The sequence below is a fragment of the Vibrio sp. 397 genome (genome assembly GCF_033339395.1).
GTDB classification, from domain to species: Bacteria; Pseudomonadota; Gammaproteobacteria; order Enterobacterales; family Vibrionaceae; genus Vibrio; species Vibrio alginolyticus.
The window spans coordinates 99,961-112,239 of record NZ_JAWOUN010000006.1 but is presented as its reverse complement, the minus strand read 5'-3'; the positions used below and the strand labels follow the sequence as shown (position 1 = coordinate 112,239).

11 protein-coding genes are annotated in these 12,279 nt (G+C 45.5%); 10 read left to right on the top strand and 1 reads right to left on the bottom strand.

Going from position 1 to position 12,279, the window contains the following annotated elements:
* The first annotated feature begins 75 nt into the window (after positions 1-75).
* The 7 genes from R7P36_RS11795 (at position 76) to R7P36_RS11765 (ending at position 8,112) form a co-directional block, all read left to right on the top strand.
* Positions 76-834 (top strand): SDR family oxidoreductase, encoded by a 759-nt coding sequence (locus tag R7P36_RS11795; protein ID WP_053349980.1) that lies wholly within the window; start codon positions 76-78, stop codon positions 832-834.
* Positions 835-1,632: 798 nt separating this feature from the next.
* Entirely contained in the window at positions 1,633-2,514 is an 882-nt protein-coding gene (gene cyoA / locus R7P36_RS11790) for a ubiquinol oxidase subunit II (protein ID WP_005388604.1), read from the top strand.
* 5 nt (positions 2,515-2,519) lie between these two features.
* Positions 2,520-4,556, top strand: coding sequence for a cytochrome o ubiquinol oxidase subunit I (gene cyoB / locus R7P36_RS11785; RefSeq protein ID WP_005375781.1), 2,037 nt, complete (start codon positions 2,520-2,522; stop codon positions 4,554-4,556).
* Positions 4,546-5,148, top strand: coding sequence for a cytochrome o ubiquinol oxidase subunit III (gene cyoC, locus R7P36_RS11780; protein WP_213899583.1), 603 nt, complete (start codon positions 4,546-4,548; stop codon positions 5,146-5,148). The genes cyoB and cyoC overlap by 11 nt, the downstream gene beginning before the upstream one ends.
* Positions 5,148-5,459: a cytochrome o ubiquinol oxidase subunit IV gene (gene cyoD, locus R7P36_RS11775; protein WP_005375783.1), complete on the top strand. Its 312-nt coding sequence runs from the start codon at positions 5,148-5,150 to the stop codon at positions 5,457-5,459. The genes cyoC and cyoD overlap by 1 nt, the downstream gene beginning before the upstream one ends.
* Positions 5,420-6,334 carry a heme o synthase gene (gene cyoE, locus R7P36_RS11770; protein WP_213899582.1) on the top strand — a complete coding sequence of 305 codons (915 nt, stop codon included), beginning with the start codon at positions 5,420-5,422 and terminating at the stop codon, positions 6,332-6,334. The genes cyoD and cyoE overlap by 40 nt, the downstream gene beginning before the upstream one ends.
* Before the next feature lie 671 nt (positions 6,335-7,005).
* Complete coding sequence (locus R7P36_RS11765; RefSeq protein WP_213899581.1) at positions 7,006-8,112, top strand: NADH:flavin oxidoreductase; 1,107 nt, start codon at positions 7,006-7,008, stop codon at positions 8,110-8,112.
* A gap of 79 nt (positions 8,113-8,191) precedes the next feature.
* Here R7P36_RS11765 and R7P36_RS11760 read toward each other — a convergent pair whose 3' ends face one another.
* On the bottom strand, positions 8,192-9,082 hold the full coding sequence (locus R7P36_RS11760; protein ID WP_086047324.1) for a LysR family transcriptional regulator: 891 nt from the start codon (positions 9,080-9,082) through the stop codon (positions 8,192-8,194).
* A 155-nt stretch (positions 9,083-9,237) separates the two neighbouring features.
* Between R7P36_RS11760 and R7P36_RS11755 the strand changes: the two genes are divergently transcribed.
* The 3 genes from R7P36_RS11755 (at position 9,238) to R7P36_RS11745 (ending at position 12,225) form a co-directional block, all read left to right on the top strand.
* Positions 9,238-9,636: a RidA family protein gene (locus R7P36_RS11755; RefSeq protein WP_017634254.1), complete on the top strand. Its 399-nt coding sequence runs from the start codon at positions 9,238-9,240 to the stop codon at positions 9,634-9,636.
* A 69-nt stretch (positions 9,637-9,705) separates the two neighbouring features.
* Positions 9,706-11,166, top strand: coding sequence for an aldehyde dehydrogenase family protein (locus R7P36_RS11750; RefSeq protein WP_213899580.1), 1,461 nt, complete (start codon positions 9,706-9,708; stop codon positions 11,164-11,166).
* A 69-nt stretch (positions 11,167-11,235) separates the two neighbouring features.
* Positions 11,236-12,225 (top strand): membrane dipeptidase, encoded by a 990-nt coding sequence (locus R7P36_RS11745; RefSeq protein ID WP_053303711.1) that lies wholly within the window; start codon positions 11,236-11,238, stop codon positions 12,223-12,225.
* Positions 12,226-12,279: the final 54 nt, after the last annotated feature.

The window sequence follows — 12,279 nt, the reverse complement described above, 5'->3', positions numbered from 1 at the left end:
CCTAAAACGCGCATCATTTCGGCCAACTTAGACTGGTTGAGATAGAGAACATTACGAGCTATGGAGTGCACCAATATGGACATAAAAAGTAGTGTTATTGCCATTACAGGAGCAGGGCAGGGGCTTGGGCAAATGATGGCCATTACCTTTGCTCAAGCTGGCGCTGATTTAGCGTTGTTGGATGTAAACGCCAGTGGCTTAATGGAAACACAAGAGCAGTGTCGAATGCTGAGTGCGAAAGCGTTGACATATCAAGTGGATGTCACCAACGAAATCGACGTTGAAACCACGTTTGAAGCGATTATCCAAGATTTTGGTCAACTCAATGGGTTAGTCAATAACGCTGGCGTGTTAAGAGATGGGTTACTTGTAAAAGCAAAAGATGGCGTGATCAGTAAGATGTCTTTGGATCAATTCAATTTGGTCATGAACGTTAACGTGACAGGAACATTTTTGTGTGGACGTGAAGCTGCCGTCAAGATGATTGAGAGTGGCTCCCAAGGCGTTATCATCAATATTTCTAGTGTTGCGAGAGCAGGGAATATCGGACAAACCAATTATTCTGCATCTAAAGCGGCGGTCGCGACCATGGCGACAACATGGGCCCGTGAGCTCGCAAGATACGGTATTCGTGCGGCGGCGGTTGCACCAGGTGTAGTACACACCGCGATGGCAGAGCAAATGAAACCCGAAGCCATAGAGCGATTAGAAAAGATGATCCCAGTTGGCAGGATGGGCGAAACAAGCGAAATCGCGCATGCAGTAAAATACATTATTGAGAGTGATTACTTTACTGGCAGGGTTTTAGAAGTGGATGGCGGCATTCGTATGTAAGTGACCACTGAAATAAGGCTCTGATAGACCTGAATAATAAGTCTCTTTCCATTTCAACATTTTCTATGTTGTGGAGTGCTAATTCTGCGCAACCCAAATGTATTTACAACTTATGTTTGGATTTACCTTGAGAATGATTTCTCACAATCCAATAAAGAGATGTAAATACCACTCAAATATTAAGTGAAATCATTAATTTGATGTTGATCACACTTTTGTTTTTTTAGTTTCCGCTTCTCATTAAGGCTATCTGCGTAAATGAAGTTGATAGTCAGTCTCATCAATTTTAAGTTTCAACTATTTGTTTTTAAATAATTAATTGTTGAAGCACGAGAAATTCGTGTTGAGGTTAATATTCGATTTAAAGTGTGTAACTTCCATTAATGGAAGGTTAGTTTCCAGTTGTGGCTAATGAGCTTTAACTTTTTACTCCTCATAATGCGCCAAATGTAACATAGTGCTTCAAAGTGTAACAATAAACTCACACTAAGAGTGTGGTTTTGATCTCCACTCAATTCCGTTTTGTTTCGCTCTGAGCCCGACGTTACTCATGCTCAACACATAAACATTCTAATGACTATAACAACTGGTTCTTGGCTTGATACCAATCGTATCGTAGCAAATAACGGTTCATTCTAGCTGGTTAAATGCTTGATGACGAAGTTGAAAAATTGTAAGTAGAATAACTACTTATCGAAGTTTTTTCTTGTTCTCATACATTACCTCTGCGCTATTTGTGAGCTTTTATTTACTTTGATTGGCATCTGCTTTGAAACCAGACAACCATCGAGAAAGTTAATGGAAGCCTCAAGATATAAACGCATCTTGTCGAGGGGAAGTTTGGCGTCCGTCATACTTATGCTCTCAGGATGTAATTCAGCTTTACTTGACCCCAAAGGTGCCATTGGTGTGCAAGAAAAAGAGTTAATTATTACTGCTCTTTTGCTGATGTTGATCGTTGTAATCCCTGTGATTTTAATGACGATTTACTTCGCTTACCGATACCGCGCCTCTAACACTGAAGAAGAGTACGCACCCGAGTGGTCACACTCGACCAAAATCGAAGTGGTGGTATGGACAATTCCAATCATCATCATTGCGATTCTTGCGACGATCACATGGCGTTCGACTCATGAACTAGAGCCCTCCAAACCATTGGAAAGTGATGTTAAACCAATGACCATCGAAGTGGTGTCACTCGATTGGAAATGGTTGTTCATATATCCAGAAGAAAACATTGCGACGGTGAACTATGTGGCGTTCCCGAAAGACGTGCCAGTGCAGTTCAAACTGACTTCGGACAACATCATGAACGCGTTTTTCATCCCTCGCTTAGGTACACAGATCTACGCGATGCCAGGCATGGTAACCAAGCTCAACCTCATAGCGAACCACGAAGGTGACTACAAGGGTTTTGCATCGAACTACAGCGGCGAAGGCTTTTCGCAAATGAAGTTCACAGCTTCAGCAATGTCTGATCGTGCTGCGTTCCTAAATTGGGTGCAGAAAGTGAAGGCGAGCCCTGATCGTATTGAAGATTGGGAGCAATACAGCTCACTGGCAGCGCCAAGTATCGCAGAGCCAGTCACTTTGTTCTCTAGCGTTCCTCCGTTCTTGTTCACCGACGTTGTGACTCAGCATCCTGGTTCAATGAACTGTTTGCCTGAAAACCAAGGATAATCGTAATGTTTGGAAGATTAACTCTTGATTCAGTTCCATTCCACGAACCTATTATTGTCATCACCCTAGCGGTTGTGGCGCTGGTTGGTTTAGCCGTAGTTTACGCGGTGACCAAAGCCGGAAAGTGGCAATATTTGTGGAATGAATGGTTTACTTCAGTAGACCATAAAAAACTTGGCTTCATGTACATCGCAGTAGCGATGGTGATGCTTGTTCGTGGTTTTGCTGACGCAGTCATGATGCGTAGTCAGCAACTCCTTTCTTCTGCGGGTGAAGCAGGTTACTTACCACCGCATCACTACGATCAAATTTTTACTGCCCATGGCGTGATCATGATCTTCTTCGTAGCGATGCCATTGGTCATTGGTCTGATGAACATTATCGTGCCATTGCAGATTGGTGCGCGTGACGTAGCTTTCCCGTATCTGAATAACTTGAGCTTCTGGCTGTTTGTTGTAGGTGTCATCCTAACAAACATGTCTCTCGGCTTAGGTGAATTTGGTCGTACCGGCTGGTTGGCGTATCCGCCGCTTTCAGGTATTGAGGCTAGCCCAGGAGTCGGGGTCGACTATTGGATTTGGGCGCTGCAGATATCAGGTGTTGGTACGACGTTAACAGGCGTGAACTTCTTCGCGACCATTTTGCGTATGCGTACACCGTCTATGCCAATGATGAAGATGCCAGTTTTCACTTGGGCATCTCTATGTGCAAACATTTTGATCATCATTTCATTCCCAATCCTAACGGTGACTATCGCTCTGCTTACGCTGGATAGATACCTAGGCATGCACTTCTTTACCAATGATCTTGGCGGCAACGTAATGATGTACGTCAACCTGATTTGGGCTTGGGGCCACCCAGAAGTGTACATTTTGATCTTGCCAATTTTTGGTGTGTTCTCAGAAGTCACCGCAACCTTCTCACGTAAAAAGTTGTTCGGTTACACATCGCTAGTTTGGGCTACCGTAGTTATCACGATTCTTGCCTTTGTCGTTTGGCTACACCACTTCTTTACGATGGGGTCTGGCGCGAACGTAAATGCCTTCTTCGGTATTGCCACGATGATCATTTCTATCCCAACAGGGGTGAAGATCTTCAACTGGCTATTCACCATGTACAAAGGCCGCATCCGCTTTACGACGCCAATGATGTGGACGGTGGGTTTCCTGATCACCTTTACTGTTGGTGGTATGACGGGCGTACTAATGGCTGTTCCGGGTGCAGATTTCGTTCTGCATAACTCAGTATTCCTAATTGCTCACTTCCACAACGTTATCATCGGTGGTGTGGTGTTTGGATGTTTCGCTGCGATCACTTACTGGTTCCCGAAAGCGACCGGTTTCACCATGAATGAAACTTGGGGCAAACGCGCGTTCTATCTTTGGATTATTGGTTTCTTAATGGCGTTCCTACCGCTTTATGCGCTGGGCTTTATGGGGATGACTCGTCGTTTAAGCCAAGACATCAACCCAGAATACTTCCCACTGTTGTCGATTGCCGCAGCAGGTACGGTTGTGATTGCGCTGGGCGTATTGTCTCAGTTCATCCAAATTTACGTGAGTATCCGTGACCGCGAGCAAAATCGTGATTTAACTGGTGACCCGTGGGGTGGACGTACTCTTGAGTGGGCAACATCGTCTCCACCGCCGTTCTACAACTTTGCGCACCTACCAAAAGGTGATGTGCTGGATGCCTTCTGGTACCAGAAACAAAGTGGCGAGTTCGATCCAACTAAAGAAGTGGAATACGAACGTATTCATATGCCAAAAAACACGGCAACAGGCATCTACGTGTCGGCTTGGTCGCTCCTATTTGGCTTCGGCATGATTTGGTACATCTGGTGGCTAGCGGCGGCAAGTTTGGTCGGTATTATCGTGACGTGTATTCAGCATAGCTATAACGATGATGTGGATTACTACGTGGAAGTTGAAGAGATCAAAGCAATTGAGGCCGAACGTCGAGCTCAGCTTGAAGAAGCGAAGAAAAACTCAGTGAAAGACAGCGAAAGTAAAGATGATCTGGAGGTGACGTATGCAAACTAATATCGCAGCATATCACGACCATGATCACCACCATGACACGAATGGCAACAAGCTATTTGGCTTCTGGGTTTACCTGATGAGTGACTGTGTATTGTTTGCGACCTTGTTCGCGACTTACGCTGTGCTGTCGAGCAATTCAATTGCGGGCCCAACAGGTAAAGACATTTTCGAACTCCCATTCGTGTTTGTCGAAACCATGCTGCTGCTGTTTAGCAGTATCACATTTGGTTTTGGCATTATCGCGATGAAGCGCAACAACGTTGCTGGTCTCAAACGTTGGATGTTAGTCACGTTCGCGCTTGGTCTTGGCTTTATCTGTATGGAGGTCTATGAGTTCCATCACCTGATTGAAGAAGGCTATGGGCCACAAACAAGTGCATTCCTATCGGCATTCTTTACGTTGGTTGGTACGCACGGCCTGCACGTAACCTTTGGTCTGATTTGGTTAGCGGTAGCGTATCATCAACTGTCGACGAAAGGTCTGAACGACAATATGGCAATGCGCTTTAACTGCTTAAGCCTATTCTGGCACTTTCTAGATATCGTTTGGATTTGTGTCTTTACCATCGTTTACTTACTGGGGGTAATGTAATGGATCAACATGTAGAAACCAGTTCGTCAGATTACGTGAAAGGCTTTATTGCCTCACTGATTCTGACGGTAATTCCGTTCTACTTTGTTTGGACGAAATCATTACCAGATACAACGACCTATGCGATTCTATTTGGATGTGCATTAGTGCAGATATTTGTTCACTTTAAATACTTCTTGCACATGGAAACAAAAACATCCGACGGACGTTGGAACCTTGTATCACTGATGTTTACCGCCATTGTTGTACTTATCCTTATCGCTGGCTCGGTATGGATCATCTACAACATGAACGTCAACATGAAGTTGTAGGCCAAGGTATGCTGAAAAGTTATTTGTCTATCACTAAACCGGGCATTATTTTCGGCAACCTGATTTCTGTTGCGGCGGGGTTCTTCCTCGCCGCAAAAACAGAACCAGCCAGTCTAATGTTGTTCGTTACGACGTTAGTTGGTGTTGGGTTAGTCATCGCTTCAGGTTGTGTGGTGAATAATATTTTCGATCGTGATATCGACCAAAAGATGGCACGTACACGAAATCGTGAAACAGTGAAAGGCAACATCAATATCGATATTGCGTTTGTTTATGCACTTGCTTTATTGCTGGTAGGAACCGCACTGTTATTTATCCGAGTGAACCCACTATCCGCTGTCGTCGTGTTGCTTGGCTACGTGTATTACGTGTTCTTTTACACGATGTGGTACAAACGTAACTCGGTGTATGGAACCTTAGTGGGAAGTATCTCAGGCGCAGTTCCGCCATTGGTGGGTTACTTAGCGGTAACAAACTTCATTAGCTTGGAAGCGATTTTACTCTTTACCATGTTCTGTCTCTGGCAAATGCCGCACTCGTATGCCATTGCCATGTTCCGCATGCAAGACTACCGAGAAGCCGGGATTCCCGTATTGCCAGTTAAAGACGGTATTCATAAAGCGCATCGACACATGAAAGCGTATGTCGTGGCTTTTGGGGCAGCATCATTGGGGTTATTTTTACTAGGTGAAGCCGGGTATGAATACTTAGCGGTTGCAGCGGTTGTTTGCTTTATGTGGACGAAAGTAACCTTTCGCAGCATTGATGACAACAACTACATCGCTTGGTCAAAGTCGGTGTTTAAAGTCTCACTGCTAGTGGTGATGGGGATTAGTGGTGTGCTTGGTGTCGAGTTGATTCCTCTAGCTCTGTAACAACCAGACCTAAGCGTTTGCTAAGCGCCAATATCTTTTGCTGCTGAATGCATGAATGGCCTTACCTAGAAGTAAGGTCATTTAGCTTTCTATTATCCTTTATTTTCACTGTTTTTCCTGTTCCTCCTCTAGCTTCACTATCACGTATTCATATCTAAAAGCAAAAACAACCAGTTTGTAAAACATAGTGGGTCGCGCGTTTCCGCTGACGCGTAATAATGCCAAGAGATAGCGACTATTAAGCTAAAAAGTATAAACAGCGCAATAACTCTATTTACCATATGAGAATTCAATATCGATAGTTTGTAATGTAAACATTTGGGGTAGTGCTAGTTCCCATAGCAGCATACAAACTAACAATGTGAATGTTTGAGTTGAATCACCAGCTAGCGAAATACACAAGTTTTACGACTGAAAGTGGGTGAGGAAGCATCTTAACTCCAGTGAAATGAACACGATTAAGAATCATCCTTTTACATAATCTAAAAACTCACTAAACCTTAACCCAGATTAAAGTTTTGTCGTCTCCGAGGCATTAAGGTGCGCCTGTAGTTTGCAGGTCTCAAGGATTCAGAGAAGGAACAGCCATACATCGTGTATCGCTGTTCCTTTTTCGTTCTTGTTTACTTGCGAAAAGATAAAACATAAAGACAACTTTAAGAGGACTGGTTTTGAGCATTTTGTTTTCCGAAGCCCGCATTGGCAACATGACCCTAAAGAACCGTTTTGTGAGAAGCGCAACGTGGGAGAACATGGCGACCGAAGATGGTCACATGACGGCAAAGCTTTACGATATTTACGAAACGCTTGCGAAAGGGGAAGTTGGGCTTATTGTCACGGGTTATGCCAATATCGTTGAAGAAGAGAAACCCAACGCAGGTATGATGGGGATCTACAACGACTCTTTTATTGAAGAATACAAAAAGCTAACAGAGCTAGTACATCAACAAGATTCTAAAATCGTGATGCAAATTGCTTACGGTGGCACCAAAACCACCCATAACGTCGGTGAGCGTGTCATCTTCGCTCCGAGTGACGTGCCTGAGCGTGGTACAAATACGCAAGGCAAAGCGATGACAAAGGACGAAATCGACTACATCGTAAAGGCATTCGCATTGGCGAGCAAACGTGCTCAAGACGCTGGTTTTGACGGCGTAGAGATTCATGCGGCGCACACTTATTTAATTAACCAGTTTTTAAGCCCGTACTATAATCGTCGCGAAGACGAATATGGTGGTGGCTTAGAAAATCGCATGCGCTTTCTTTTAGAAATTTATTCTGAAACCAGAAAGCTGGTTGGAAGCGAATTTCCCATCCTCGTTAAACTGACGGCAACTGAGTTCTTTGACGGCGGTTTAACGTTCGATGAAACTCGCGTCGTCTGTAAGAAACTTGAAGAAGTAGGCGTTGATGCGATCATCGTATCTGGCAATGTTCACGGCAAAGCAAACGAACTTGTTGGTCAAACGTTCGATGGTTACACACTACAAGAAGAAGGTTACTTTAACGAATATGGTCACGTGATCAGTCAGGACGTTAGCATACCGGTGATTACTGTCGGCGGGCTGAGCGACATTGATGCGATTGAGAAAATTGCAGAAAACACAGATATCCAATTTTTTGCTGTGTCACGCCCTTTATTGGCTGAGCCGCAGTTGATCAAACGTTGGAAAGAAGGCAATCGCGCACCAGTAGATTGTGAACGTTGCTCAAAGTGTCGTACCAAGCGTGGTAACTTTTGCGTGGTGTATAAAAACCGAAATCGTCGCAAAAAATAGAACGAAGCGATACACAAATACAAATTAGCCTCCACTCTGAATATGGAGGCTTTTAATTATCCGCATGTTAATCGAACCATTATTTATCTTCTTTTTGGTAGTTTAAATAATGCACACAAAGATCGTGAAATGCTTTAGCTTGAGGCGAGATCGTGCGATCGGTTAGCGTAAATATACCAATTTGCCTTTCAAGCGGTGGTTCGATAAGCGGAATCCAAACCAAGCGTGTTTCATTGGTTGGGAAAGCAAGCTTCGGTAGGGTCGTGACACCAATCCCAAGTTCTAAGACAGAAAACAGCGAAGTAATATTTTCGACCGAATAGAGCGCTTGCTGACTCAGAGCTCTTGCTGGGGTTGGATCGAGAAGTGTACAAGTGCCGTTACGGATAAAGGGTTGTTCCAACAAAGTTTGCCACTCGATTCCTTCTGGATGACTCGCAATAGGGTTATCCTTTAAACATACCACGCCTATTGGATCGGCTAACAGTGGCGTAAAGTCAATGCCGCCCTCATCGAGGTGAGAGGGGTTACCGAGCGCTAAGTCGACCTCACCGGAGAGTAGGCGAGCCTCGACGCCAGCGGCATTATCGTCTATCAAGCTTACTTCTACATTTGGATACTGTTCGCAAAAGGCACCCAACACGCTAGGGATGAGCTTCGCTGCAACAGAAGGAACGCTCGCAATTCGCACTCTCCCTTGCTGTCCGGCAGCGGCTGCTTTGAGATCGTTGTCTAGTGCACTGTAGATATTGAGAAACTGAACCACTTTGGGCAGACAAATTTCACCAAACGGGGTCAATTTGGTTTTGTTTCCGGGTTCAAACAGCGTTTGCCCTAGAATTTTTTCAAGCTCTTTTATCGATGTGGACAGTGCCGCCTGAGAACGATTTGCACGATGTGAAGCGGCTCGAAAGCCTCCTTCCTCGACTACCATCACAAAATGCATTAATTGTTGAAGCTTAATACTCATCCCTAATGCCTCTTAATCCCTTTATTTACGTTATTTTAAACAGAGTGATAAGTTTAATTTATCAAATGTCAAAAATTTACCGTTAGATTTATCGCCTGTCAATGTGCATCATTTAACCATATTGAAACAAAGCTGTTACAAAGGTTGAAAGGCACGTGAACACTCCTACTAAAAAACACCCAGTTAAAACCAGTCTATTTGCTTCTAAAGCGCCGCTTGAATGGGCGATAGTCAACAACGGAACCCTGTATACGGCTCAAATTCCTATTGATGACACAGGCGCGGTTGTGGAAGGCGGTATCGAAGTACAAACACGTCAAACCTTTAACAATCTCATTCACACCCTGGAGTGTGCAGGGGAGTCTTTGGACTCGGTGTTGCAGGTCCTGATTTATGTGACTGACAGAGAATACTTAAAGACCGTTAACCAAGTGTACGCGGAATATTTTGAAGCGCCGTACCCAAATCGCGCCGCCATGGTGGTTGCAGGGTTAGCGCGAGAAGAGATGTTGGTGGAGTTTGTTGTCTACGCGTCGGCAAGCCAACCAGAATAAATCCAACGAGAATAATTAGAGATCAGTGAGTGGCTTGCCATCACAAATCGGAAGAACAAGGAAAGAACCATGACTTTTATTAACAATGTTCAAGCAGAAAAATCCCTCTATATAGCAGGTGAATGGCAATCGGGCATGGACACCATCGCCAATATTAACCCTTCTGATATCAGCGAAAACATTGGCGATTTCGCACAAGCGAGTGTGTCGCAAGTAGAGCAAGCGATTCAAGCGGCTAAATCAGCGCAGCCAGAGTGGGAAAAAACACCAATCGAGCGCAAGCAAGCAGTGCTACAAGCGATTGGTGATGAGCTCATTGCACGATGTGACGAATTGGGCACCTTGCTTTCGCGTGAAGAAGGCAAGCCATTTTCTGAAGGTCGAGGTGAGATATACCGTGCTGGCCAATTCTTCCAATACTTTGCTGCTGAGGTTCTGCGTCAAATTGGCGATAGCGCTGCTTCCGTCCGTCCAGGTGTCTCCGTTGAAGTTACTCGCGAAGCCGTCGGCGTTATCGCCATTATCTCTCCTTGGAACTTCCCAACAGCAACAGCGGCTTGGAAAATCGCGCCAGCACTTGCGTTTGGCAACAGCGTCGTCTGGAAGCCTGCCAACCTAACCCCAGCAAGTGCCGTTGCGCTGACAGAGATTATCCATCGCCAAGGTTTACCTGCTGGCACGTTTAACCTCGTTTTGGGTAGCGGTTCGCAAGTAGGTAATACCCTTATCAATTCGAAGGATGTGAACGGCGTGAGCTTCACTGGTTCTGTGGACACAGGCCGTAAAGTTGCAGCGGCAACGGCACCAAATTTTGTGCGTTGTCAGCTAGAGATGGGTAGCAAAAATGCGCTCGTAGTCGCAGATGATGCAGACATTCAGATTGCTGTCGAAGCAACAATCGCAGGCTCATTCTCGGGTGCAGGTCAAAAGTGCACCGCGTCTTCTCGTCTTGTCGTTATGGACGGAGTTCACGACGCGTATGTTGAAGCGCTAATCAAACGCATGAGCGAACTTAAAGTGGGTCACGCTCTAGAAGAGGGCGTGTTCATGGGCCCTGTTGTTGATGGTAACCAGCTGAATGCGAACTTTGAGTGGATCGAAAACGCACGCCAAGCAGGCGCGGAGCTGGCTTTCGGTGGTGAGCGTCTGAGCCTAGAGCATGACGGTTACTACATGTCACCAACTCTGTTTTTAAATACACAGAATGGCTGGGAAGTGAACCAAGAAGAAGTCTTTGCGCCAATGGCGAGCGTGATTCGCGTTTCTGATCTGGATGAGGCAATTGCAGTCGCGAACGATACGCGCTTTGGCCTGACAGGCGGCATTATCACGCAAAGCTTGCGTAATAGCGCGATCTTCAAACAGCAAGTCCAAACGGGCTGCGTCATGGTTAACTTGCCAACTGCGGGTACAGATTATCACGTTCCATTTGGTGGCCGTAAAGAGTCTAGCTTTGGTCCTCGTGAGCAAGGTCAGTACGCCAAAGAGTTCTACACCGTAGTGAAAACCGCTTATCAGCGTCCTTACTAAGATCGGCAGGGTAACTGATGGTGTCAGTTACCCGCACGAAAAGGCTAAGAAATTGTTTAAGGAGTGGTTATGTACCAACAACGGATTGTGATTGACGGATTGCAGTACTGCAATTGGGATCGAGAGTATTTCCAAACGCTTAAGGCGAGTGGCATTACCGCCGTTCATGCCACCATCGTCTACCACGAAACTGCGCGCGAAACCTTGACGCGTTTTGCTGAGTGGAACTTGCGCTTCGAGCAAAATGCAGACCTCATCATGCCTATTTATTCAATGGCAGATGTAGAAAAAGCCAAAGCAGAAGGCAAAGTCGGCATCTTCTTCGGCGCGCAAAATTGCTCACCAATCGATGATGAAATTGGCCTGATTGAAGTGATGCGCCGTCAAGGTCTGCTGATCATGCAACTGACCTACAACAACCAAAGCTTACTGGCGACAGGTTGTTACGAACAAAATGATTCCGGCGTAACTCGCTTTGGTAAGCAAGCGATTGAAGAGATGAACCGAGTCGGGATGATCATTGATATGTCCCACAGCGCAGAGCGTTCAACGTTGGAAGCTATCGAGCTCTCTTCGCGTCCAATTTGTATCAGCCATGCTAACCCGACGTTTGCGCATGACGCACTGCGCAACAAGTCCAACACCGTGATCAAAGCACTGACGGAGCGCGGTGGTTTGATTGGATTCAGTTTATATCCGTTCCATTTACCAAATGGCAGCCAGTGCACGCTGGATGATTTCTGCCAGATGGTTGCGAAAACCGCAGACATGTTTGGCGTCGACCATTTAGGCATCGGTAGTGATCTGTGCTTAAACCAACCGCAACAAGTATTGGAATGGATGCGCAACGGGCGTTGGTCAAAAGCGATGGATTACGGCGAAGGTTCAGCAAGTAACTCGGGATGGCCAGATGCGCTGCCATGGTTCTGCGGCAGCGCAGGGATGGAGAACATCTACAACGGATTAATGGGTCACGGATTCAGTGAATCTGAGGCTGGAAAAATATTGGGTGAAAACTGGTTCAACTTCCTTAAAGAAGGATTAGAGCCTATTTCATAGCATTCCCCAAAGTAGGAACCGCCTGCCCACATAATAACAATACGGTAGGCGTAA